Origin of the sequence: Jiella endophytica (genome assembly GCF_004519335.1) — a bacterium.
GTDB lineage: Bacteria > Pseudomonadota > Alphaproteobacteria > Rhizobiales > Rhizobiaceae > Jiella > Jiella endophytica.
Genome location: NZ_SOZD01000014.1, coordinates 25,050 through 46,799 on the forward strand (window position 1 = coordinate 25,050; position 21,750 = coordinate 46,799).

The 21,750-nt window shown below is 66.1% G+C and carries 27 protein-coding genes; 13 read left to right on the forward strand and 14 right to left on the reverse strand.

Annotated features, from left to right (window positions below; all coding sequences use genetic code 11):
- Positions 1–104 precede the first annotated feature (104 nt).
- The 3 genes from E3C22_RS23300 to E3C22_RS23310 all read left to right on the forward strand — a co-directional run bounded on the left by E3C22_RS23300 (position 105) and on the right by E3C22_RS23310 (position 1,668).
- A complete protein-coding gene (locus tag E3C22_RS23300) occupies positions 105–365 on the forward strand; it encodes a hypothetical protein (RefSeq protein WP_134764287.1) in 261 nt (86 codons plus the stop codon).
- Positions 366–462: 97 nt separating this feature from the next.
- Positions 463–984: a cupin domain-containing protein gene (locus tag E3C22_RS23305; protein WP_134764288.1), complete on the forward strand. Its 522-nt coding sequence runs from the start codon at positions 463–465 to the stop codon at positions 982–984.
- Between the two features lie 147 nt (positions 985–1,131).
- Entirely contained in the window at positions 1,132–1,668 is a 537-nt protein-coding gene (locus E3C22_RS23310) for an ankyrin repeat domain-containing protein (RefSeq protein WP_245515159.1), read from the forward strand.
- 744 nt (positions 1,669–2,412) lie between these two features.
- On the opposite strand, the gene E3C22_RS23315 is transcribed toward E3C22_RS23310, so the two are convergent.
- Positions 2,413–2,859, reverse strand: coding sequence for a cupin domain-containing protein (locus E3C22_RS23315; protein WP_134764289.1), 447 nt, complete (start codon positions 2,857–2,859; stop codon positions 2,413–2,415).
- On the opposite strand from E3C22_RS23315, the gene E3C22_RS23320 reads away from it, so the two are divergent.
- Positions 2,850–3,716 (forward strand): ABC transporter ATP-binding protein, encoded by an 867-nt coding sequence (locus E3C22_RS23320; RefSeq protein WP_134764290.1) that lies wholly within the window; start codon positions 2,850–2,852, stop codon positions 3,714–3,716. The genes E3C22_RS23315 and E3C22_RS23320 overlap by 10 nt on opposite strands.
- A 301-nt stretch (positions 3,717–4,017) precedes the next feature.
- On the opposite strand, the gene hslU is transcribed toward E3C22_RS23320, so the two are convergent.
- Positions 4,018–5,322 carry an ATP-dependent protease ATPase subunit HslU gene (gene hslU / locus E3C22_RS23325; RefSeq protein WP_134764291.1) on the reverse strand — a complete coding sequence of 435 codons (1,305 nt, stop codon included), beginning with the start codon at positions 5,320–5,322 and terminating at the stop codon, positions 4,018–4,020.
- Between the two features lie 587 nt (positions 5,323–5,909).
- Here hslU and E3C22_RS23330 point away from each other — a divergent pair.
- Positions 5,910–6,620 (forward strand): LuxR family transcriptional regulator, encoded by a 711-nt coding sequence (locus E3C22_RS23330; protein WP_245515160.1) that lies wholly within the window; start codon positions 5,910–5,912, stop codon positions 6,618–6,620.
- Positions 6,621–6,659: 39 nt separating this feature from the next.
- Here the strand turns inward: E3C22_RS23330 and E3C22_RS23335 are convergent, their stop codons facing one another.
- On the reverse strand, positions 6,660–6,983 hold the full coding sequence (locus E3C22_RS23335; RefSeq protein ID WP_245515161.1) for a type II toxin-antitoxin system HicB family antitoxin: 324 nt from the start codon (positions 6,981–6,983) through the stop codon (positions 6,660–6,662).
- Between the two features lie 5 nt (positions 6,984–6,988).
- Complete coding sequence (locus tag E3C22_RS23340; protein ID WP_134764293.1) at positions 6,989–7,243, reverse strand: type II toxin-antitoxin system HicA family toxin; 255 nt, start codon at positions 7,241–7,243, stop codon at positions 6,989–6,991.
- A gap of 98 nt (positions 7,244–7,341) precedes the next feature.
- Here E3C22_RS23340 and E3C22_RS23345 point away from each other — a divergent pair, with 98 nt between their 5' ends.
- Positions 7,342–7,968 carry an alpha-ketoglutarate-dependent dioxygenase AlkB family protein gene (locus E3C22_RS23345; protein ID WP_134764294.1) on the forward strand — a complete coding sequence of 209 codons (627 nt, stop codon included), beginning with the start codon at positions 7,342–7,344 and terminating at the stop codon, positions 7,966–7,968.
- Between the two features lie 30 nt (positions 7,969–7,998).
- Here E3C22_RS23345 and E3C22_RS23350 read toward each other — a convergent pair whose 3' ends face one another.
- From E3C22_RS23350 to E3C22_RS23380, 7 genes are all read right to left on the reverse strand, one after another.
- On the reverse strand, positions 7,999–8,409 hold the full coding sequence (locus tag E3C22_RS23350; RefSeq protein ID WP_134764295.1) for a hypothetical protein: 411 nt from the start codon (positions 8,407–8,409) through the stop codon (positions 7,999–8,001).
- Complete coding sequence (locus E3C22_RS23355; RefSeq protein WP_134764296.1) at positions 8,406–8,660, reverse strand: type II toxin-antitoxin system prevent-host-death family antitoxin; 255 nt, start codon at positions 8,658–8,660, stop codon at positions 8,406–8,408. Before E3C22_RS23355 ends, E3C22_RS23350 begins: the two co-directional genes overlap by 4 nt.
- Positions 8,661–8,789: 129 nt before the next feature.
- Positions 8,790–10,046 (reverse strand): peptide antibiotic transporter SbmA, encoded by a 1,257-nt coding sequence (sbmA, locus tag E3C22_RS23360; protein ID WP_134764297.1) that lies wholly within the window; start codon positions 10,044–10,046, stop codon positions 8,790–8,792.
- Between the two features lie 206 nt (positions 10,047–10,252).
- Complete coding sequence (gene coaA / locus E3C22_RS23365) at positions 10,253–11,212, reverse strand: type I pantothenate kinase (protein WP_134764298.1); 960 nt, start codon at positions 11,210–11,212, stop codon at positions 10,253–10,255.
- Positions 11,212–11,544 carry a phosphoribosyl-ATP diphosphatase gene (locus tag E3C22_RS23370; RefSeq protein WP_134764299.1) on the reverse strand — a complete coding sequence of 111 codons (333 nt, stop codon included), beginning with the start codon at positions 11,542–11,544 and terminating at the stop codon, positions 11,212–11,214. The genes coaA and E3C22_RS23370 overlap by 1 nt, the downstream gene beginning before the upstream one ends.
- Positions 11,545–11,583: 39 nt before the next feature.
- Positions 11,584–12,369 carry an imidazole glycerol phosphate synthase subunit HisF gene (gene hisF / locus E3C22_RS23375; RefSeq protein ID WP_134764300.1) on the reverse strand — a complete coding sequence of 262 codons (786 nt, stop codon included), beginning with the start codon at positions 12,367–12,369 and terminating at the stop codon, positions 11,584–11,586.
- A 59-nt stretch (positions 12,370–12,428) separates the two neighbouring features.
- Entirely contained in the window at positions 12,429–12,989 is a 561-nt protein-coding gene (locus E3C22_RS23380) for a Uma2 family endonuclease (protein WP_134764301.1), read from the reverse strand.
- 224 nt (positions 12,990–13,213) lie between these two features.
- Here E3C22_RS23380 and dnaQ point away from each other — a divergent pair, with 224 nt between their 5' ends.
- Complete coding sequence (gene dnaQ, locus E3C22_RS23385) at positions 13,214–13,939, forward strand: DNA polymerase III subunit epsilon (RefSeq protein WP_134764302.1); 726 nt, start codon at positions 13,214–13,216, stop codon at positions 13,937–13,939.
- 192 nt (positions 13,940–14,131) lie between these two features.
- On the opposite strand, the gene secB is transcribed toward dnaQ, so the two are convergent.
- The 3 genes from secB to E3C22_RS23400 form a co-directional block, all read right to left on the reverse strand.
- Entirely contained in the window at positions 14,132–14,641 is a 510-nt protein-coding gene (secB, locus tag E3C22_RS23390) for a protein-export chaperone SecB (RefSeq protein ID WP_134764303.1), read from the reverse strand.
- A gap of 263 nt (positions 14,642–14,904) precedes the next feature.
- Entirely contained in the window at positions 14,905–15,909 is a 1,005-nt protein-coding gene (locus E3C22_RS23395) for a DUF3421 domain-containing protein (protein WP_134764304.1), read from the reverse strand.
- Between the two features lie 231 nt (positions 15,910–16,140).
- Entirely contained in the window at positions 16,141–16,671 is a 531-nt protein-coding gene (locus tag E3C22_RS23400) for an FxsA family protein (RefSeq protein ID WP_134764305.1), read from the reverse strand.
- Between the two features lie 203 nt (positions 16,672–16,874).
- On the opposite strand from E3C22_RS23400, the gene E3C22_RS23405 reads away from it, so the two are divergent.
- From E3C22_RS23405 to E3C22_RS23430, 6 genes are all read left to right on the forward strand, one after another.
- The gene (locus E3C22_RS23405; protein WP_134764306.1) at positions 16,875–17,582 is read left to right on the forward strand and encodes a Tim44/TimA family putative adaptor protein; all 708 of its coding nucleotides are present in this window, start codon (positions 16,875–16,877) and stop codon (positions 17,580–17,582) included.
- Positions 17,583–17,600: 18 nt separating this feature from the next.
- On the forward strand, positions 17,601–18,698 hold the full coding sequence (gene mltA, locus E3C22_RS23410) for a murein transglycosylase A (RefSeq protein ID WP_134764307.1): 1,098 nt from the start codon (positions 17,601–17,603) through the stop codon (positions 18,696–18,698).
- Positions 18,695–19,267 (forward strand): Smr/MutS family protein, encoded by a 573-nt coding sequence (locus E3C22_RS23415; protein ID WP_134764308.1) that lies wholly within the window; start codon positions 18,695–18,697, stop codon positions 19,265–19,267. The genes mltA and E3C22_RS23415 overlap by 4 nt, the downstream gene beginning before the upstream one ends.
- Complete coding sequence (locus E3C22_RS23420; RefSeq protein WP_134764309.1) at positions 19,264–19,671, forward strand: helix-turn-helix domain-containing protein; 408 nt, start codon at positions 19,264–19,266, stop codon at positions 19,669–19,671. Before E3C22_RS23415 ends, E3C22_RS23420 begins: the two co-directional genes overlap by 4 nt.
- Before the next feature lie 377 nt (positions 19,672–20,048).
- Positions 20,049–21,011 (forward strand): malate dehydrogenase, encoded by a 963-nt coding sequence (gene mdh / locus E3C22_RS23425; RefSeq protein WP_134764310.1) that lies wholly within the window; start codon positions 20,049–20,051, stop codon positions 21,009–21,011.
- A 97-nt stretch (positions 21,012–21,108) separates the two neighbouring features.
- A partial coding sequence (locus E3C22_RS23430) for an ATP-grasp domain-containing protein (RefSeq protein WP_206027019.1) occupies positions 21,109–21,750 on the forward strand: 642 nt, incomplete at its 3' end.

Sequence of the window (21,750 nt, forward strand, 5' to 3'; positions counted from 1 at the left end):
GAACCGGCATGAAGCCGGCGACGACAAGGGCCGGCGCCGCCGCAGCACGATCACGCGTTTCATTCCCAGGCGTTGCCGACCGGCCCCGAAAAGGGAGACGAGGCATGTCCGACTGGTTCTTTCATCGCGGCATTCCGGTGATGGGCGAGAAACCCGCCTTCAAGGCGCCGCGCGGCAATCGCAGCATCGAGAGGCTGGCGATCTATGCGCCCCAGCCGGCGGATGCGGCGTCCGGTGCGAAGCGTAACAAGCGCGCAATCTCTGCCGGCGAATGGCTGCCCCATTGCGACAGGCGCCTCAGGCAACTGGCGCGCCGCACCCGGGCGGCAGCTCCCGAAATCTCCGGTTCGAGCCGCCGCCCATAGGCTTGGGGACGCTCTCGAAGGCCGACACTCTCATGGCTGCCCCTTTGCCGCCCCGGCGCTATCTCCAGGCGATCGATCCTGGCGCAGGGAGGCTTCCATGAATGCGATCAAGGCTGTCGTCGACCCGACGACGCTCGAACTCGACGAGTGGCAGAAGGGCAGCCTCTATGGCGGGCGCGACGCCTCCTTCGGCGAGCTGCTCGGCCTTGCCGACCTTGGCATCCGCTATTGCGAGGTGCCGCCCGGCAAGTCCGCCTGTCCCTTCCACAACCATCATGTCGAGGACGAGCTCTATGTCCTCCTCGAAGGCGAGGGTGAATACCGCTTCGGCACGACCCGCCAAGGAGCCAAGGCCGGCGACGTTCTCGCCGCACCGGCGGGCGGGCCGGAAACCGCCCACCAGCTGATCAACACCGGCGCGGGGCCGCTGCGCTATCTGGTGGTCTCGTCGATGGCGAATACCGAGATCTGCGAATATCCCGATTCCGGCAAATTCCTGGTGGAGACGAAGCGCCATCGTACCGACGCTTCTGGTTTCCGCGTTATGCACAGGCCGACGCCCTCGCTTCCCTATTGGGAGGACGAGCCAGGCGCGGAGGAGAGCGGCGGGACGGGCTGAACCATCCAGGGCAACGCCCGCCGAGCTGGTCCCGCGCCCAAGCCTCCCGCAGGCCGTCCGATTGCCACCCGCCGGGGGCGCCCGCCCGGCTGGAAGCGCGGGCCCGCCGCGACATATGGCGCCATTCGTGACGACGAGGAGCTGCGCTTGACGACCGACCTCACCCCCGAAGAATACGCCGCCTTCCAGGAGCTGGCGACCCGGGCCTTCAACGCCGCCCGGTCCGGAGACACCGCCGAGCTCGGCTCCTTTCTCGATGCCGGAATGCCCGCCAATCTCACCAACGAGAAGGGCGACACGCTGTTGATGCTGGCGAGCTATCACGGCCATGCCGACGCCACCCGCCTCCTGCTCGAGAAGGGCGCCGACCCCGAGCGGCGCAACTATCGCGGCCAGACGCCATTGCAAGGCGCCGCCTTCAAGGGCGAGATGGAGATCGCCACGCTGCTGCTCGACCACGGCGCCGCGGTCGACGGCGCCGGCGAGGATGGCCGCACGGCTCTGATGATGGCGGCGATGTTCGACCGCGTCGCGATGATCGACCTCTTCGTCGAGCGCGGCGCCGACATCCATCGGGCTGCCGTCGACGGGGTCACGGCGAAAGGTGCAGCCGAGAAGATGGGCGCTGAGAAGGCGGTGGAACGGCTGAGGGCGTTGGAGGCGGGTGGGTCAAGCGCCGGCTGATGAGCGGCATCCTCGGATCTGACCCCGGCGCGTTCGCATGTCGATGAAGGAACCGTCTGAGGCTTCGCCGAAACTCGGCATGCCCACCCGACGATGGGGCCGCCAATGGCTTTCCCGCAGCCCGGCATGGCTCGGCGATGAAATCCTGGGTGCCGACCCAAACGCGGCGTCATCCTCGGCCTTGTGCCGAGGATCTACTGCAGTATGATCATCGGGCCATTCTTTTCCGAACGGCCATCCGGCGAGGCTTCTGGTGCGAAGGCGACGGTAGATCCTCGGCACAAGGCCGAGGATGACGACGCTTCGGCTGGTTCGCCCGGTTGTCATCGCCGAGACGGGCGCGGGCGAGAAGACGGGTGGAGAGAATGCAGCTGAACGGCCGGCGGCGTGGGCGGAGGGATGAAAGAGCGCTGTCCAATGAGCGGCATCCTCGGATCTGACCCCGGCGAGTTCGCATGTCCACGAAGGGGCCGTCTGAGGCTTCGCCGAAACCCGGCATGCCCACCCGACGATGGGGCCGCCAATGGCTTTCCCGCAGCCCGGTATGGCTCGGCGATGAAATCCTGGGTGCCGACCCAAACGCGGCGTCATCCTCGGCCTTGTGCCGAGGACCTACTGCAGGTCATCGGGCCATTCTTTTCCGAACGGCCATCCGGCGAGGCTTCTGTTGCGAAGGCGACGGTAGATCCTCGGCACACGGCCGAGGATGACGACGCTTCGATCGATTGGCCCCTGTTTCGGAACCTAAGCCACACTATCCGCGGCTGGAGCCATCTCAGGAACCAGCGCCTCCAGATCCGGCCGCAGCACGACGCTTTCCTGCTCGTTCGGGTCGGTGCGGGCGATCACCGCGACGCAGGGCTCCGGCCCGGGATTATAGGGCAGGTGCGGCATGCCGGCGGGGATGTAGAAGAGGTCGCCGGCGGCGACGACGGCATGGTGTTCCAGCCTGTGACCATACCAGGTGCCCGAGGTGCCGCTGACGACATAGATCGCCGTCTCGTGGCTTTCGTGGAGATGCGCCTTGGCTCGGCCGCCGGGCGGGATCGTCAGAAGGTGCATGCAGATGCCGGTCGAGCCGGCGGTTTCTCTCGCTATCCCCTCGAAATAGCTGAATCCCTGCTTGCCGTCATAGGTCGAAGCGGGCCTTATGAGGCGGCACGTATTCGAAGGAGTCGTGGATGCGTCCATCGGAAAATCTCCCATCGTCGCGGCGGGAAGACATCGCTTCCCCGGACAAGAGAGATAGGGCGGGCGAGCCGGGAAGGAGCGGCGCGCCGGTCATCGCGGCGCGGGGGCTCGACCTCGTTTTCGAGACCGCCGACGCGCCGGTGCATGCGCTGAAGGACATCGACCTCGAAATTTGCCGCGGCGAGTTCGTCTCGCTGATCGGACCGTCCGGCTGCGGCAAGACCACCCTTCTGCGGGTCATCGCCGATCTCGAGCGGCCGACCGGCGGCGCCATCACCGTCAACGGCATGAGCCCGGACGAGGCGCGGCGGGCCCGCGCCTATGGCTACGTCTTCCAGGCGGCGGCGCTCTATCCCTGGCGCACCATCGAGAAGAACATCGCCCTGCCGCTGGAGATCATGGGCATCGACAGGGCCGAGCGGCAGCGGCGGATCGGCGAGGGGCTCGATCTCGTCGGCCTTTCAGGCTTCGGGAAGAAGTTTCCCTGGCAGTTGTCAGGCGGCATGCAGCAGCGCGCCTCGATCGCGAGAGCCCTGTCCTTCGACCCGGATCTGCTGCTGATGGACGAGCCCTTCGGAGCGCTGGACGAGATCGTCCGCGATCACCTCAACGAGGAGCTCCTGAAACTCTGGGCGAAGACCGACAAGACCATCGTCTTCGTCACCCACTCGATCCCCGAAGCGGTGTTCCTGTCGACCCGCATCGTCGTCATGAGCCCGCGCCCCGGCCGCATCCACGAGATCATCGACTGCGACCTCGGCCCCGACCGGCCGCTCGATATCCGCGACACGCCGGAGTTTCTGGCCATCGCCCACCGGGTGCGGGAGGGGCTCAGGGCCGGGCACGGCTATGATTGACGGGGTGGATGCCCCTTCATCGCGGTCGGGGCGGAGGCGCCTGTTAACGTCACCGTCCGAACGGAGGCATGCCGCCGAACTCCATACGCGCCGTCATCCTCGGGCTTGTCACGAGGATCTACTGCCACCGTCACTGCAAAATCCTGGCAAGGCGCCCTTCCACGACCGAATGGTTCGATGATCAACCCACAGTCGATCCTCGGGACAAGCCCGAGGATGACGGATGAGGAGGGGAAGGCCCTACTGGGACTGGCACCTGAAGCTCAAGCGCCGAGGAGCGTCCTCGTCGCCCCCACATCTGTCACAGAATATAGCGCGACAGATCCACGTTCCCGGCGATGCCGTCGAGCGCCTTGTGCACATAGGCGGCGTCGACGGTGTAGCGCTCGCCGGTCTTGTCCGGCGCCTCGAAGGAGATGTCGTCGAGAACGCGCTCCATCACCGTCTGCAGGCGCCGGGCGCCGATATTCTCCACCGAGCCGTTGAGCGACACGGCAAGGTCGGCGATGGCGTCGATGGCGTCGTCGGTGATTTCCAGATCGACGTTCTCGGTCTTCATCAGCGCCACATACTGCTTGATCAGCGAGGCCTCGGTTTCGGTGAGGATACGGCGGAAGTCCTCACGGTTGAGCGCCCGGAGCTCGACGCGGATCGGCAGGCGGCCCTGCAGCTCCGGCAGCAGGTCCGAGGGCTTCGAGACGTGGAAGGCCCCCGAGGCGATGAACAGGATGTGGTCGGTCTTTACCGCGCCATGCTTGGTCGCGACCGTCGTTCCCTCGACCAGCGGCAGGAGGTCGCGCTGGACGCCCTCGCGTGACACGCCGGCCGAATGGCCGTCCTTGGTCGCCACCTTGTCGATTTCGTCCAGGAAGACGATGCCGTTGTTCTCGACGGCGGCGATCGCCTCGCGCACAACCTGCTCCTGGTCGAGCAGCTTGTCGGATTCCTCGCCGATCAGGAGATCGTAGGAGTCCCGCACGGAGGTGCGCCGCTGCTTGGTGCGCCCGCCGCCCATCTTGCCGAACATCTCGGACAGGTTGAGAACGCCGATATTGGCGCCCGGCATGCCGGGGATCTCCATGCCGCCCATGGGGTTGCCGCTGTCGGCGACCTCGATGTCGATCTCCTTGTCGTCGAGCTCGCCGGCCCGCAGCCGCTTGCGGAAGGTGTCGCGGGTCGCCGGGGAGGCGGTCTTGCCGACGAGGGCGTCGAGCACCCTGTCCTCGGCGCCCTGATGGGCCTTGGCCTTGACCTCCTCGCGCTTCTTCTCGCGCACCAGGCCGATGCCGATCTCGACGAGGTCGCGGATGATCTGCTCGACGTCGCGGCCGACATAGCCGACCTCGGTGAACTTCGTCGCCTCAACCTTGATGAAGGGCGCGCCGGCGAGCCGCGCCAGGCGGCGGGAGATCTCGGTCTTGCCGACGCCGGTCGGGCCGATCATCAGGATGTTCTTCGGCATCACCTCCTCGCGCAGCGAACCTTCGAGCTGCTGGCGGCGCCACCGATTGCGCAGCGCCACAGCGACGGCGCGCTTGGCGTCCTTCTGGCCGATGATGTGCCGGTCGAGTTCGGAGACGATTTCGCGGGGTGAGAAGTCGGTCATCAGTGTCACTTTTCTCTGCGGGCCGGGGCCGGCCCAGGGTCGTTTTCCTGCCCGCCTTTTCCAGGCGGCGAAGCCCTCGGGATGCTTCGATCGAAGGGGAGCGTCAGTCTGTCACAGCCGGGCCGCCTCGATCGCCGGCGTCCTTGCCGCGGCGGCCATATCGCGGCTCGCCGGGCGATCCTTCGCGGCAGCGCGGGAGCCCCTTCCTGCCAGTGGTTGCGTCGCTGCGAGGGCCGCGTCGGGCGGCGTCCATCGCGTTCGACAGCCTAAATGGGATCGCGGCGGGGAATGTGCCAGCCTGTCCCCCGACAAGACGGGAAGACCCCATCCCGGGTCTTCAAATCTTTGCACGAATGCGATCAGACTGAGAGGGTGATTCGGGCGAGGCGAATGCTCTTCCGGCGGGGGCGCGGAGGAGGAGCGTTCCAGCGCCCGGCCCGGTCGCCGCGAGGCTCTGCACGTCAGAGCCGAAAGATGGCCGGGATGGGTTTCATGGGAGCAGCGACAAGGTCCGATGCCACGATGACACCCACGACTGGACGAACGACGGCAGGCGGCGCCCCAGCGGCGGACCGGGAGCACAACTCGTGACCGCGGCTCTGGAGTCCCTCTCCTGGATGAGCGAGCCCTGGAGCGAGGACCGGCTGGCCGCGGCGATCGGCGAGGTCGCCGAGCGCTACGGCTTCAGCCATGCCGCCTCGCTGTCGCTTCCCTCGACCGACGATGTCGGCCTTGCGACCCGGCTGATCCACGGCAACTGGTCGCCGGGTTTCGCCAGGGGCTACGAGACCTACGGTCTGCACAAGTTCAAGATCGTCGTCGGCACGCTGCGCACCGACCCGATGCCCTTCGTCTGGGACATCGAGACCCTCTACGGCTCCGACGAGCCTGATCCGAGCCCGGCGGCGCGATTCCTCCTGCAGGAGGGCTATCTCGCCGGCGTTCTCCTGCCGGTGCATGCGATGACCTCGTTCAATGGCGCGCTGTCCTTTGCCGGCAGCAAGCCGAACCTGTCCGGCGAGGCGGTCGCCGAACTCCACCGCTTCGCCTTCGTCTATTTCGCCATGCTGGCGTCGGTGCGCTTCGAGGAGAACCAGCGCAACAACCCGCTGTCGGGGCGCGAGCGCGACTGCCTGAAGCTCGCCATGCTCGGCAAGACCTCCAGCGAGATCGGCATGATCCTGTCCCTGTCGGAATATACCGTCTCGCAATATCTGACGGCGGCACAGCGCAAGATGAACGCCGCCAACCGCACCCACGCCGTCGCGATGGCCGCCCAGCTCGGCTATCTGTCTTGAGCGACATCGGCAAGCGGCGAGCAGGACACCGACGACAGATCAGCCGGTGACTCCTCGTTCCAGGATGCCCGTCACCATCTTGTTCAGACTGACGCCCGCGCGCTTTGCCGCTGTGGCAAGCTCCCGGTGAAGATGAGGCTCCGTCCGCACGACGAACTGCCCTGAATAGGGCTTTTCCGGATCTTCGCCCCGCTCACGGCAAAACGCGATGTAGTCATCGAGAGACTCGGCGAAGGCCTTCTTCAGCTCCTCGACCGAGGCACCCTCGAAGGTGATCACGTCGCGCAGGTTGATCACCTCGCCATGGAAGGTTTCCGCTTCTTCGTCGAAATCGACCCGAGCCTCGTAGCCGTCATGGTGCATGATGGTCATGGCTTCACCCCCGCTTCCGTCAGAAATCGTCGCATCGACCGAACTGCGCCACGGCTGGTCTCCTTCTGCGGGTGCGGGCGATGGAAGACCGCCCGAACGCCGTTGAGGGCGATCCGCACGCGTGAACCCTGGCCCTCGTTGATTTCGGCGCCGAGTGAAGCCAGCGGCGCCTCGATATCCCGCCAGGCGATCTTACCTGAGACGGGATCGGTGAATATCTCTCGGAGAAGCCGATCCTGGCTTCGGTTCATGACGGTATGATAGTATCATTTTCTGGTATCAGAAAGAGCGCGGCCTGTGTTTCGTGCCGGCGGCCATGCGCGGCGGGGGCCCGGCCCCGGAGCGTCCCGTGACTCAGTTGCCCGAAGGTGCCCGGCATCTGCCCGGCCATTTCGATCGGCCGGCGCAGCAAGCCCTTGTCGACGAAATCCGCGCCGTCCTTGCTGAAGCGCCGCTCTACACGCCTGTGATGCCGCGCTGGGGCCGGCCCTTCTCGGTACGCATGACCAATTGCGGGCCGCTCGGCTGGGTCGCCGACAAGTCCGGCTATCGCTACCAGCCGCATCACCCCGTCACCGGAAAGTCCTGGCCCGAAATCCCGGCTTCGCTGATCGCGCTCTGGGAGGCGGTCGCCGGCTATGATCAGCCGCCGGAGGCCTGCCTCGTCAACTTCTACGACGACACGGCGAAGATGGGCCTCCATCAGGACAGGGACGAGGCGGATCTTTCCGCCCCCGTCGTCTCGGTCTCGCTCGGGGATGACTGCCGGTTCCGCATCGGCGGCACGGAGCGCGGTGGGCCGACGGCCTCCCTGCGCCTCGCCTCGGGGGACGTTTTCGTCCTCGGCGGCACCGCGCGTCTCGCCTATCACGGCGTCGACCGGATCTACCCCCAGACCTCGACGCTCCTGAAGAACGGCGGGCGCATCAATCTGACCCTGCGGCGGGTGACGAAGGCATCGATCGACATGGGGTGATCATGTGACGATCCGGACGACGACATAATGTCATCGCCTCCGGACGGCCTTTGCTTGATGTCTACGAGCGATGAAGTCTCGCATCACCGGCAGAAAAAACGTCTTGCTGAAGCGTCCGAGAGGCGGTGACGGCTCCAGGTAATAGGATTTGCCGACGATCTCTTCATTGTACTCGTCGAGAATGATCCAGAGGCGCAGAGCGGGGTTGAGGCCGCCGAGTCGCTTCTCTGTCTCAGGGATCTCCACGGCAAACTGGTCGCCGCCCGGCTCCTGCGAAGTGATTGGAAACAGGAGCAGTCCATCACCGCCCGGGCGCGCAAGGCGAACGCCGACCACAACGGGGCGGCGCTTGCGCCCCTCGGTCTCGCCCCGCTTGGCTTCTCGCGCCCAAAGATAGGAAAACCGGATGACCGACGCGGTCTGGATGGCGTCGAAGCTCACCGGTCCTCAGCTTCCTCCGCATAGACCGCAATGGCCTCTTCGACTTCCTCAAGAAGCTCGTCAGACATCGATTCCAGCGTACCGCTGCGCTGGCTCCGTCCTGAGAGCAGACGCTCGTAGTCTTCGATACTGAGAAGAACTAGACGTGGTTTCCGCCTCTGCGTGATCGTGACGGGTCTCCGCAGGGCCTCGGAGATGACGTCTCCGGATCGCCGCGAAAGGTCGCTGGTAGAATAGGTCTCGTGAGCCATGATCGATACAGTCCCGGCAATACGCAATTGCTGTATTTTACAGCAATTGCGTATGAGGGCAAAGGAGGGTCAATCCGGCTGCAGGTCCGTGGCAGCTGCGTTCGTCAGCCAAATCGTTTCGAACGCCGCCTACTCCGCCGCGCTTTCCTGCCGCGCCAGCCAGCGCTGGTCGATCTCCGGCAGGGGCTCGTCATGAATCTGGGCTTCGAAGGCCCTGAGGCGCTTGTAGATCGACATCAGCTCGACCACCGTCGTCCAGGAATTGATCAGATACTGGAAGGATGTCCGCACCTGCTCGAAGGCGTTGGTGATCTGACGCCAGAGCCCAAAGGTGATGGCACCCGCGACGATGGTCGGCCCGAGCAGCAGCGTCGGGAAGATCACGTCGGCCTGGAGATAGCCGTAGCGGGCGACGTTGAAATACATGTAGTGGAAATAGAGGCGGAAGTAGTTCGCCCTGACATTGGCAAACAGGCCGCGAACCGTCGGCGGCGCGGCCCGTCGCGCGTCGTCCTCGCCATAGACGAGTTCCTTGCGGTAGGCCGCTTCCACCCGCTGGTTCTTGAATTCCAGCCCCGGCAGCTTGATGCCGACAAGCGCGAGTAGGGCGGTCCCGAAGGCCGCCCAGACGATCGACGCCAGCACCAGCGAATAGGGGATCTTGCCGACCAGCGGCAGCTCGGTGACGTGGACCGAAAGGGCGAGCAGCACCGGCAGGAAGGCGATCAGCGTCATCACCGCCTGGACGGCGCTGGTGCCGAGATCCTCGGTCGTCGTCGCAAAGCGCATCGTGTCTTCTTGGACGCGCTGGGAGGCGCCCTCGATGAGCCGCAGCTTCGGCCAGTTCTGCATGTAGTAGTCGTTCATCGCCGTGCGCCATCGAAAGACGTAATGGGAGATGAAGAAGGCGACCAGGACGGCTGCGGTGATGCCGACGAGGGCGAGACCGGCGAAGGTCCACTGTTCGTCGAAGAATTCCGTGAGCGTGACGGTGCCGGGCTTGGTCAGCGCCGCCTGCAGCATGTCATAGAAGGGATTGTACCAGGCATTGACGGCGACATCGATCTGGACCTGGAAGTAGATGGTGAAGAGGATGAAGGCGGAGCCGAGGATCGACCAATTCATCCAGGGGTGCGGCGCATAGAGCCGCCAGAAGAGATGGAAGATCGCAACGAAGACGGCGAAATACAGATAGAACCACAAAAACGGCGCCGACCAGAACACCGAGATGCCGATGATCGGCTCGGCGCCGGGAGGAAGCGGCGGCAGGCCGAAGCTGGCGCCCGCGTCCTCGCCGACCGAATACCAGACGAGGATCGCGATCGCCGTCCAGAGGGCGGCGGAGAGGAAGAAGATCTTCGGCTTTGGAAAGAACGAGACGAACATGGAGGCGAGAGCCCTGAACGATGCCGAGGCCCGTCTCCCGCTCCGCGGCGGCGAACGTCAGCGGTGTGTGAACGTCCTCTCTACCCGGCCAATACCACTTCCTGCTCGTGAATTCTTGGTCATGTGGAAGCTGGCCGTCGGGTGGAACTGCGCATCACGCGGGCCGGACGTCGCCCGCATCCCGTCGCGGCTGGTATCGACCTCTCTCACAACTTGCGGAGCGCCACCTGCTCGATCAGATGGTCCTTGCCCTTTCTGAGGATCAGGTCGGCGCGGGGGCGGGTCGGCAGGATGTTGTCGTGGAGGTTCTTGGCGTTGATCTGCGACCAGAGATCCTCGGCGATCGTCAGCGCCTCCGTGTCCGATACCTTGGAATAGCGATGGAAGAACGAGCCCTCCTGGCGGAAGGCGGTCTGCCTCAGGCTCATGAAGCGGTCGTTGTACCAGCGATGGATGTCGGCTTCCTCGGCATCGATATAGATCGAGATGTCGAAGAAGTCGGAGACGAAGGGGATCGCCTTGCCGTCCTTCGGCATCTCGCGCACCTGCAGGACGTTGAGCCCCTCGAAGATCAGGATGTCCGGCCGGTCAACGACGACCGACTTGCCGGGCATCACGTCGTAGACGAAATGCGAATAGACCGGCGCCTCGACCTTCGGCCGTCCGGCCTTGATGTCGGAGAGGAAGCGCAGGATCTTGCCGACGTCGTAGCTTTCGGGAAAGCCCTTGCGGCGCATCAGGCCGCCGGCCTCCAGCACGGCATTCGGGTAGAGAAAGCCGTCGGTGGTGACGAGGTCGACCTTCGGCGATGAGGGCCAGCGGGCCAGAAGCTCCTTGAGGATACGCGCGGTCGTCGACTTGCCGACCGCCACGGAGCCGGCGATTCCGATGATGAAGGGCGTCTTGCGGCCCGGCTGGTCGCCGAAGAGGAAGCGCTGGCGCTGGCCGAAGAGCAGCTGCATCGCCTCGACATGGGCATAGATCAGCCGCGAGACGGCGAGATAGATCCGCGCCACCTCGTCGAGATCGATCGGATCGCCGAGGGAGCGAAGCCGTGTCACCTCGTCTTCGGTGAGGGTCAGCGGCGCGTCGGCTCTGAAGCGCGCCCATTCGTCTGCCGTGAAGATGCGATAGGGCGAATATTTCGCCGGCGACAGCTGGTCCATCAGTGGCTTGCCGCCTCGGAGCGGCCGGCCTTCTCCTCAAGGCCGGTCTGGGCGGTGCGCCGGGCGAGTTCGGCCATTACCGCAGAAAGCGGGACACGCTTCAGATGGAGAAGCACGAGGAGATGATAGAGAAGGTCGGCGGCTTCCGAGGTGAGATGGCCGTCGTCCTCGCCGATCGCCGCAACGACTGTCTCGATCGCCTCCTCGCCGAGCTTCCTGGCGGTGTGGGCGACGCCCTTTCTGGCCAGCGTCGCGGTATAGGACGACGTCTCGTCGGCGCCGGCCCGCGCCGCGACGATCGTTTCGAGGTCTTCGAGGGTGAAATCACTCATGCCTGCCTTCTCCTCCGTGGCCATTCGCCAATGCCAGCCTCAGCCGGCCTTGTCGAGGCGCATGGGGATACCGGCGGCAGCCATGCGGGCTTTCGCCTCGGCGATCGTATGGGTGCCGAAATGGAAGATCGAGGCGGCGAGCACCGCCGCGGCATGGCCCACGCTGACGCCCTCGACGAGATGATCGAGATTGCCGACGCCGCCCGACGCGATCACCGGCACATGCACAGCATCGGCGACGGCGCGGGTCAGCTCGAGGTCGAAACCGGCCTTGGTGCCGTCCCGGTCCATCGAGGTGAGAAGGATCTCGCCGGCGCCGTTGTCGACGACGAGGCGTGCGAATTCGACGGCGTCGATGCCCGTTTTCTGGCGTCCGCCATGGGTGAAGATCTCCCAGCGCGACGCTTGCCCGTCGGCCATTACCCGTCGCGCGTCGATGGCGACGACGATGCACTGGTCGCCGAACTTGTCGGCGGCCTGCCTGACGAAATCGGGATTCTTCACCGCCGCGGTGTTGATCGAGACCTTGTCGGCACCGGCGAGAAGCAGCTTGCGGACGTCGGCGACGGTCCTGACCCCGCCGCCGACGGTGACCGGCATGAAGCATTGCTCGGCCGTCCGTGCGACGACGTCGAAAATCGTCTCGCGATCGTCCGATGAGGCGGTGATGTCGAGGAAGCAGAGTTCGTCCGCCCCGGCGGCGTCATAGGCCCGCGCCGCGTCAACCGGATCGCCGGCATCGACGAGCCCCTCGAAGTTGACGCCCTTGACGACGCGGCCGTCCTTGACGTCGAGACAGGGGATGATCCGGACTTTAAGGGTCATGGGCTTGAGTCTCGGGCTGCCGTCGGGCGAACCGGCGATTGCTTCTGATCGAGACGTCCTTATGCAATCCCACGATAGATCTCGGCAAGGGCGAGCGTGATGCCAAGACCGGCGAGGGTCACCGTCTCGTCGCTGCCGGCCGTCATCTCCGGCTTGCCAAAGGCGCCGTCTTCGCCGCGCGACCAGAGCCAGACGCGTGGCTCGTCCTGCGAGAGGACGAGATAGTGCTCGAGGCTCTCGAGGGCGGTATATTCTTCGGCCTTCTCGCCGAAATCGGTGGCGAGGGAGGAAGGGGAGAGGATCTCTGCGATGAGGACGGGCTGGTTGGTGGCGAGGCTCTTTCCCGTTCCTCTCGACCTTGGCTCGACGAGAACGTCCGGATACCGCACCCCGAACGGAGTACGGACGGCATAGTCGGCCGCAGTGACGATGTAGTCGCCGGAAGCGAGACCAGCTTTCAGGAGAATAGCCAGTTCCAACATGAGTTGGGCATGATGCCTGGTGCCGCCCGTCATCATTTGGGTGATCCTCCCGCGGACGAATTCGTAGCGGCCCTCGCGCCCGTCGTTCCAGCGCAGGAAATCCTCGACGGTTCGGATCGTCGGTGCCTGGACATTCATCTCGGCCTCCGTTTCTTTCCCCGATGCGGCGGATCGGTGCTCGAGCCCCGGGACGGCTGACATGATCCGCCCGGCCGGCTTTCGGCCGCGGGCCCTTGCTCGGCACGCACCTGCGCATCCTAGCCGATCGCACCCGGCTGTGGAATTGCGGCGCAACTGCCTTCGGACGCTTGCCACCGATCCGTCATTTTGCGACGGAGAGAGCCGAGCCGGGAGCTGCGACCATGCGCGAGATCGTCTTCGATACCGAAACCACCGGACTCGACCCCGCGGTCGAACGGGTGATCGAGATCGGCGGCGTCGAACTCTGGAACCACATTCCGACCGGCCGCGAGTTTCACGTCTTCATCCGGCCGGAGGGGCGCAAGGTCGATCCCGCCGCCTTCGACGTCCATGGCATCTCCGACGAGTTTCTCGCCGACAAGCCGGTCTTTTCCGAAGTGCTCGAGGCGTTTCGGGACTTCTTCGCCGAGGGGCGGCTGATCGCCCACAATGCCAGTTTCGACATCCGCTTCCTGAATGCCGAGCTCGCCCGTCTTGGCCAGCCGCCGATCGGACCGGAGCGGGTCGTCGACACGCTGGCGATGGCGCGGCGCAAGTTTCCGATGGCGCCGGCCACCCTCGATGCCTTGTGCTCGCGCTTTTCGATCGACACGTCGCGCCGTGACAAGCATGGCGCGCTGCTGGATTCGCAGCTTCTCGCCGACGTCTATATCGAGCTGATCGGCGGTCGCCAGGCGACACTCGGGCTCACCTTCGGTGCCGGCAATGCGGCGGGCGGCGAGGTTTCCGGCCCGGCGATCCATGCGGTGGTGCCGCGGCCGGTGCCGCTCGCCCCACGGCTCAGCGAGGCCGAAGCCGCAGCCCATCTCGCTTTCGTCGAAAGCCTCGGCGACGAAGCGATCTGGTGGCGCTATCTCGATCGTCCGGCGCGCATCGAGGCCGGCTGAGGCCTTTTCTCGAACTGAAAAGCGCCGGCGCGAGGGTCGCGCCGGCGTTAAATTCGCTGCGATTTCTCCGGACCGACGGGCGAAGCGGTCTCTCATGGCATCGGCCCCGGTCTTCGACCGGTGCCGAGGCGAAACGCTCGAGCGCCGTGCCGGCCCGATACCAGCCGGGGTCGATCTTCCGGGCGACTCCTATCAGGCGGTCTGCACCTGCGAGCGGGCCCGCTCCTCGGCCATGCGCTGCTGGAACAGCTTGGCGAAATCGATCGGGTCGATCATCAGCGGCGGGAAGCCGCCATTGCGGGTGACGTCCGCCACCACCTGGCGGGCGAAGGGAAACAGCAGCCGCGGGCATTCGATGAACAGAAGCGGCAGGAGATGCTCCTGCGGAAAGTTCTCAAGCCGGAAGACGCCGCCATATTCGAGCTCGACGGCGAACAGCATCTCGGCGCCCTCGCCGGCCTTGGCGTTCAGCGTCAGTCGGACGTCGAACTCGTTCTGGCTGCCCTCGATCTGGTTGGCGCCGACATTGACGCCGATGTTGATCGCCGGGCCGCGGGCCTGCGATCTGAGGACGGCCGGGGCGTTCGGGCTCTCGAAGGAGAGGTCCTTGATGTACTGGGTCAGGATGTTGAGGCTCGGCGGCGTGGCGCTCTGCCCGTTGTCCGCGGTGCTGGCGCCGTTGACGTCGGTGGTCTGAGACATGTTGGCCCTTTCTTTGTCGCTCGCAGCCGGGGAGGCGTCGAGCCCCTCCCGGAGGGCCGGGCCGATGTGACGATGGTTGCCCGGCGGGAAATCCGATGGGGCCGAGCGCTATCACGCAGGCCTGAGGATCACAAGGCGGGGAGAGGCGGTGGGAAATCTGGTTGCCTCGGTGAGCAGCCGCCGCGGCGTCCGGCCGTTGGAGGGGGCAATATCCGGTCAATTCGTGCCTGATGCCCCTCGATGCCCCTCGATGCCCCGGGGGGTCAGGGCGTCAGCACCTCGTAGAAGTACGTCGTGTGCTCGACACCGCCATAGGTGATGTTGCAGCCGCCGGTCGACGGGCCGATCTTGCCCGGATGGATGCCGTTGTTGAAGGGCGCCCGGCAGACATAGAGCAGGCTGCCATTCGCCTCGCGCCCGGCATTGACGCCGATGGAGCCGACTTCGCCAGCGGGTACGCCCTGGCGCCAGTGGCCGCGGCCGAGAAGGGCCGAATAGCGGCCGACGGTGTATTCCCTCCCGCCATAGCCGACGACGCAGCCGCCGAAGCCCGGCCGGAGCTTGCCGGGATGGACGCCGTTGTTGAAGACGGCGGAGCAGACATAGAGCGGCTCGCCATTCGCCTCGTTGCCGGCCGGCTCAGTGCGGCGATCGAGGTGCCCGCCGGAGAGATCGATCCAGTCGAGCCGGGCCCTGCGAGGCTTCTGCCCCCGGTCGTAGCCGGATGGCGGCGGGTTGGGCGCGGCGACGGGCGAGGGCGACTGATAGCCGCCACCGGTCCCTTCGCCGCGCCGCTCGACGCATTCCTCGACCATCAGCGTCGCGGCGGTGACGCCGGCAAGATCGAAGTCGACGTCGAATTTCTCGACCGACAGGATCGCCTGGTGCCCGGCGCGCAGCGCATCGAGCTCGCCGAGGCCGATCCAGGCAAAGGCCCAGCCGCGGTCGGCTGTGCCGCTGGCGCCCGTCGCGTGGCCGTCGATCGACAGCTGGCCGTACCAGTCGGGCCGCGCCCGGACCGGCACGGCGATCTGCCACTGGCCGGAGCCGTAGCCGATGCGCAGGTCGTCGCCATTGCCGTCCCTGTCGACGGCGGCATAGCAATAGCGGAAGCGGCCATGGTCCCGCCCGGCAAAGACGTCCCATCCCCGGACGCTGCCATAGTGGTCGTTGCCGGCGCTGACGCCGATATTCGCGACCTCTTGCGCGCCGGCCGGCCATGCGATCAGCGCGAGGCCGGCGAGCCCGGCCCTCAGGATCTTGTGCAAGACGTGTTTCCCCTCTCTGCACGGGTCGCCTCGGCGGGCCCGTGGAGCCACCAATCATTCCGTAACGGAAATATCAGCTCGGGGAGTTCTGCACCCGGTTCGTTGGAAAGGCAACGAAAAAATAACGTAAGGGAAATGAGGCGGTGTCGATGCCGCCCGGGCCCTGGCGAATCGACGACTGGCGCGCAGCCGCGAGGTCCGGAATCCCCGCAGGCGATCGGTGAGATCGGCTCAGTGCAGTGTGCGGCGCGGCGTCCCGCCGTCATCGTCATCGCCATGCCAGGGCGAGGACGCATCGGGCCGGCGGTGGAAGTCGTCGCCGGAAAGATCGACGACGTCCGGCGAGGGGCGGCCCGCTCCGCGTGCGGCGGAGCCGCCGAAGCCGCGGCCGCCGCCATTCGCCATCACCACCACCCGCTTGCTGATCGCCTGGCGGATGGCGCTCCTGACGCCCGGCACAAACAGGAGAAAGCCGATCGTATCGGTGACGAGGCCGGGGGTGAGGAGAAGGATGCCCGCCGCGACGATCATCACCCCGTCGACCAGCTCGCGGGCCGGCACCCGGCCGGCATTGACCTCGCCCTGGATCCGCGCCAGCGTTCCGAGCCCCTGGCTCTTCAGAAGGAACGACCCGATCACCGCGGTCAGCACCACGAGGCCGAGCGTCGGCCAGAGCCCGATCAGATTGCCGACCACGATGAAGACGGCGATCTCCATCACCGGGATGACCAGGAGCAGGAACGGGATGATCGCGAAGGGCATGATGCTCGATCCTTGCGGGAATTTTTCGCGGCCGGATTGCCGCGCCGGACCCTCGAGGGTGTCCACCGAGGGTGGTGAGCCGGCGCCGCGCACCGACATCGCTTGCCGCAAAATAGGGAGGGCGATCTCCGATTTGAATGCATGGCCGGTCATCTCTATATGAGGGCAATTCTGACGGGCGGAAAACGAGGTGACGGCGCGCGATGAGTTTCGGGACGATTTTCTTCATAGTGCTGGCTGCGATCGTCCTGTTTCAGCTTCGCAACGTTCTGGGGCGGAGGACTGGCAGCGAGCGGCCGCCATTCGACCCCTATTCGCGCACCGAGGCGCCCCGCGAGGAGGCGGCGGCGAACGGCAATGTCGTGACGCTGCCGAGCCGACGGGCCGAGGAGAACGAGAACGTTCCGGCCCGCGTCCTTTATGAAAAGGTCGATAAGGTCGCGACGCCCGGCACGCCTCTCAATGTAGAGCTGCGCAAGATCCGCGACGCCGACCCTGAATTCGATCCGATCGAGTTCCTCGACGGCGCCAAGATCGCCTATGAGATGATCGTCAACGGTTTTGCCGACGGCGACCGACGGCTCCTGAAGGGGCTTCTTTCCTCCGAGGTCTATGCCGATTTCGAGAAGGCGATCGCCGCCCGCGAGGCCGCCGGCCAGAAGATGAACTCCTCCTTCGTCGGCATCGACGACGCCAAGATCGTCGCGGCCGAGCTGAAGGAACGCGAGGCGCAGATCACCGTCCGGCTGGTCTCCCAGCTGATCAGCGCCACCCTCGGGCCGAATGGCGAGGTCGTCGAGGGCGATCCCGAGGCGGTGGTCGAGGTGCGCGACGTCTGGATCTTCGCCCGCGACATCCGCTCGCGCGATCCCAACTGGAAGCTCGTCGGCACCGAATCCGACGAAGTCTGAGCCTCTGGCGCGCGGGCGATGACGAGGTTTCTTTCCCGCCGGTTCGATGCGCTGGAAGGCTTTGCCGCGGCCGATCATCGCGCGGCCTTCGCCGCCTTTCGTACAAGCGCGCCGGGCCTTCTGTCCGGAGCGTACGAGACGGGCCAGCTCGGCCTCGGCGTCGAGGCCTTCCGGCCGGCGGCCGAGGCGGCGCTGGCCGCGGGCGAGATTGCCGACGACGCGCAGGCGCGAGAGTTCTTCGAAAGCCGCTTCACGCCGCTTGCGATCGTTCCCGAGACCGGAACGGGACTCCTCACCGGCTATTACGAGCCCGTCGTCGAAGCCGCGGATCGGCCCGACGACCGCTTCCGCTTCCCGCTCTACCGCAGGCCCGACGATCTGGTGAAGATCGACGACGTCAACCGGCCGCCCGGCTTCGACCCGGAAATGCGCTTCGGCCGGCGGCATGGTTGCGGCATGATCGGCGAATATTTCGACCGCGGCGAGATCGAGGCCGGGGCGCTCGCCGGCCGCGGGCTGGAGATCGCCTGGCTTCAAAGCAAGGTCGACGCCTTCTTCATCCATGTCCAGGGCTCCGCCCGCCTCGTCCTGCAGGACGGCCGGGAGATCCGCGTCGGCTATGCGGCCAAGAGCGGCCACGCCTTCACGGCGATCGGCCGCAGCCTCGTCGCCGATGGCGAGCTGACGCTGGCCGAAGCGGACATGACGGGGATCAGGGCCTATCTCGGCAGCCATCCCGAGCGGCTCGACGCGATCCTCAACCGCAACCGCTCCTTCATCTTCTTTGCCGAGAGCGAGGTGGAGGATCCGTCCCTTGGTCCGGTCGGCGCCGCCAAGGTGCCGCTGACGCCGCTCGCCTCGATCGCCGTCGACCGGCTGCTTGCGACTTACGGCGTCCCCTATTTCATCGCCTCCCCGACCCTTCGGATCGACGGGGCGCCGTTCCGCCGGCTGATGATCGCCCAGGACACCGGCTCGGCGATTCTCGGGGCCGCCCGGGCGGACATCTTCGTCGGCACCGGCGAGGCGGCGGGCGCCGTTGCCGGCACGATCCGCCACGGGGCGGAGTTCTTCGTGCTCGTTCCGCAGGAGCTTGCGGCAAGGCTCGCGCGATGAGGCGGCGGCGGATCCTCACCGATGAAGACCGGCGGCTCTGGGCGAGCGTCGCCCGCCAGGCGGTGCCCCTGAAGGGACACGCCCATCCCGAACTCCCGGAGGAGCCGGTAAAGCCGGGCGCCGGTCCGGAGCCGAAGCGCCAGGCTGGCGCAAATGGCGCGGCAGGGCCGGCGCCCGGCCTCGCTGCCAGGCTCGACGGCCACAAGGCGGCGCAGCGCCAACATACCCAGCATCCGATCGAACGTCCGGTGAGACGCAAGATCGCCAAGGGGCGGATCGCCATCGATGCGCGCATCGACCTTCACGAAATGACCCAGTCCGCAGCCCATTCGGCGCTGGCCGGCTTTTTGTCGCAGGCCCAGGCGATGGGGCTGCGCCACGTCCTGGTGATCACCGGTCGCGGCATGCCCGGCGGCTCGCGCGGCGTCTTGCGCCGGGTGGTGCCGCAGTGGTTCGCCGGTCCGGCCTTCCGGTCCCTGGTCTCGGGCTTCGAAAGCGCCGAGCGTCACCATGGCGGCGACGGCGCGCTCTATGTCCGGGTCAGGCGCCTCGGATCATCCGGCCGATGACGCCCTTCGGCGCCAGAATCCGGGAACTCAGGCGCGAGCGGGGCGTCACCCAGCTTGAAATGGCCCGCTCGCTTGGCGTCTCCTCGGCCTATCTCTCGGCGCTGGAACACGGCCGGCGCGGCTGCCCGACCTGGGCGATGCTGCAGCGGATCATCGGCTATCTCAACGTCATCTGGGACGATGCGGAGGAACTCGAACGGCTCGCCGAACTCTCCCATCCGCGGGTGGTCGTCGAGACCGCTGGCCTTTCCAGCGAAGCGACGCGTCTTGCCAACCGCTTGGCGGAAACGATCGCGTTCCTAAATCCCGACGAGATCGGCCGGGTTCTGAAGGAACTCGAGCAGGCGAGCCTCGAGGCGGAAAGTCGGGAGAAGGCCCGCCGTGAGGCGCGGCGCAGCCGCTGACCCCCTCCGGCGGCGACCGGTGACGCGGGCTGGCGGAGGGCGGCGAAACGACGGAATTGCTGGCCGCGAGCCGGCGGCAGAACCTGTCGTTATGGCGCAAATTCTTACTTTTACGTAAGCCGAGTTCGATCTAAACGTTTGTATTTCCTGATGCGCCATTTTGCATGTTGCAAGGCGCGGCCGACAGGGCTAAGCGTGCCCACCAACGGGGGCACCGTTGCATTGCAGCATGCGGCTTCGGCTCTGTCCGGAGCGGCCATCCTGCACGGTCTCGATGCCCGATGCGCGCCGGTCTCTTAGGTCTGACGCGCGAGGCTCTCGGCGGCGCAACCGGTCAGGAGGGATCGGCCGCCGCACAGAACAAGGGATTAGAGACTTTGGCCCGCAACAAGATCGCACTCATCGGATCCGGCATGATCGGCGGCACGCTTGCCCATCTCGCCAGCCTGAAGGAACTCGGCGACGTCGTGCTGTTCGACATCGCCGAGGGCACGCCTCAGGGCAAGGCCCTCGACATCGCCGAGTCCGGCCCGGTCGAGGGCTTCGATGCGCGGCTTTCCGGCGCCAACGACTACGCCGCCATCGAAGGCGCCGACGTCTGCATCGTCACGGCGGGCGTTCCCCGCAAGCCGGGCATGAGCCGCGACGATCTTCTCGGTACCAATCTGAAGGTGATGGAGCAGGTCGGCGCCGGCATCGCCAAATACGCGCCGAACGCCTTCGTCATCTGCATCACCAACCCGCTCGACGCGATGGTCTGGGCGCTCCAGAAGTTCTCCGGCCTGCCGAAGGAAAAGGTCGTCGGCATGGCCGGCGTACTCGACTCGGCCCGTTTCCGCACCTTCCTCGCCGAGGAGTTCAAGGTCTCCGTCGAGGACGTGACGGCCTTCGTGCTCGGCGGCCATGGCGACACCATGTGCCCGCTGCCGCGCTATTCGACGGTTGCCGGCATTCCGCTGACCGACCTCGTCAAGATGGGCTGGTGCTCCAACGAGCGGCTCGAGGAGATCATCCAGCGCACCCGTGACGGCGGCGCCGAGATCGTCGGCCTCCTGAAGACCGGCTCGGCCTATTACGCCCCCGCGGCCTCGGCGATCGAGATGGCGGAAGCCTACCTCAAGGACAAGAAGCGTGTTCTGCCCTGCGCCGCCGCTCTCAAGGGCGAGTACGGGCTTTCCGACATGTATGTCGGCGTTCCCTGCGTGATCGGCGCGGGCGGCATCGAGCGGGTCATCGAGATCGAATTGAACGGCGACGAGAAGAGCCAGTTCGACAAGTCGGTGAACTCGGTGAAGGGCCTCATGGAGGCCTGCCAGGGCATTGCCCCGAACCTCAAGTGACGTTCTGACGAGCCGGGGCCAAAACCCTGGCTTTCTTTCATTTTCTCCGCCTTCGAGGCTGAAGCGAGAGGCCGGAAACCTTTCCGGAAAACCTTCCATGAACATCCACGAATACCAGGCCAAGGAAGTCCTGAAGGGCTATGGCGCACCGGTCGCCGCGGGCGTCGCGATCACATCCGCCGACGAGGCCGAGGCTGCGGCGAAGCAGCTTCCCGGGCCGCTCTACGTGGTGAAGAGCCAGATCCATGCGGGCGGGCGAGGCAAGGGCAAGTTCAAGGAGCTTTCGCCCGACGCCAAGGGCGGCGTCCGGCTGGCGAAGACCATCGAGGAGGTGGTCGCCAACGCCAGGGAAATGCTCGGCAACACGCTGGTCACCAAGCAGACCGGCGAGGCCGGGCGGCAGGTCAACCGCCTCTATATCGAGGACGGCGCCGACATCGAGCGCGAGCTCTATCTGTCGATCCTCGTCGACCGCTCGGTCGGCCGCGTCGCCTTCGTCGCCTCCACCGAGGGCGGCATGGACATCGAGACCGTCGCCGAGGAGACGCCAGAGAAGATCGTCACCGTGGCGATCGACCCGGTCGCCGGCGTCACCGCCACCGATGCCGAGAAGCTGTGTTCGGCCCTCAATCTCGGCGGCGCCGCCAAGGTCGACGGCATGCAGCTCTTCCCGATCCTCTACAAGGCCTTCACCGAGAAGGACATGAGCCTTCTCGAGATCAACCCGCTGATCGTCATG

Bases quoted from the DNA above. Each gene is read 5' to 3' on its own strand.
- E3C22_RS23420 (WP_134764309.1), top strand. From the start codon at position 19,264: ATGACGCCCTTCGGCGCCAGAATCCGGGAACTCAGGCGCGAGCGGGGC.
- E3C22_RS23305 (WP_134764288.1), top strand. From the start codon at position 463: ATGAATGCGATCAAGGCTGTCGTCGACCCGACGACGCTCGAACTCGAC.
- E3C22_RS23320 (WP_134764290.1), top strand. From the start codon at position 2,850: ATGCGTCCATCGGAAAATCTCCCATCGTCGCGGCGGGAAGACATCGCT.
- E3C22_RS23405 (WP_134764306.1), top strand. From the start codon at position 16,875: ATGAGTTTCGGGACGATTTTCTTCATAGTGCTGGCTGCGATCGTCCTG.
- dnaQ (WP_134764302.1), top strand. From the start codon at position 13,214: ATGCGCGAGATCGTCTTCGATACCGAAACCACCGGACTCGACCCCGCG.
- E3C22_RS23315 (WP_134764289.1), bottom strand. From the start codon at position 2,859: ATGGACGCATCCACGACTCCTTCGAATACGTGCCGCCTCATAAGGCCC.
- E3C22_RS23370 (WP_134764299.1), bottom strand. From the start codon at position 11,544: ATGAGTGATTTCACCCTCGAAGACCTCGAAACGATCGTCGCGGCGCGG.
- E3C22_RS23415 (WP_134764308.1), top strand. From the start codon at position 18,695: ATGAGGCGGCGGCGGATCCTCACCGATGAAGACCGGCGGCTCTGGGCG.
- sbmA (WP_134764297.1), bottom strand. From the start codon at position 10,046: ATGTTCGTCTCGTTCTTTCCAAAGCCGAAGATCTTCTTCCTCTCCGCC.
- E3C22_RS23300 (WP_134764287.1), top strand. From the start codon at position 105: ATGTCCGACTGGTTCTTTCATCGCGGCATTCCGGTGATGGGCGAGAAA.
- E3C22_RS23355 (WP_134764296.1), bottom strand. From the start codon at position 8,660: ATGGCTCACGAGACCTATTCTACCAGCGACCTTTCGCGGCGATCCGGA.
- mltA (WP_134764307.1), top strand. From the start codon at position 17,601: ATGACGAGGTTTCTTTCCCGCCGGTTCGATGCGCTGGAAGGCTTTGCC.
- hslU (WP_134764291.1), bottom strand. From the start codon at position 5,322: ATGACCGACTTCTCACCCCGCGAAATCGTCTCCGAACTCGACCGGCAC.
- E3C22_RS23380 (WP_134764301.1), bottom strand. From the start codon at position 12,989: ATGAATGTCCAGGCACCGACGATCCGAACCGTCGAGGATTTCCTGCGC.
- E3C22_RS23340 (WP_134764293.1), bottom strand. From the start codon at position 7,243: ATGAACCGAAGCCAGGATCGGCTTCTCCGAGAGATATTCACCGATCCC.
- E3C22_RS23400 (WP_134764305.1), bottom strand. From the start codon at position 16,671: ATGCCCTTCGCGATCATCCCGTTCCTGCTCCTGGTCATCCCGGTGATG.
- E3C22_RS23335 (WP_245515161.1), bottom strand. From the start codon at position 6,983: ATGCACCATGACGGCTACGAGGCTCGGGTCGATTTCGACGAAGAAGCG.
- coaA (WP_134764298.1), bottom strand. From the start codon at position 11,212: ATGGACCAGCTGTCGCCGGCGAAATATTCGCCCTATCGCATCTTCACG.
- hisF (WP_134764300.1), bottom strand. From the start codon at position 12,369: ATGACCCTTAAAGTCCGGATCATCCCCTGTCTCGACGTCAAGGACGGC.
- secB (WP_134764303.1), bottom strand. From the start codon at position 14,641: ATGTCTCAGACCACCGACGTCAACGGCGCCAGCACCGCGGACAACGGG.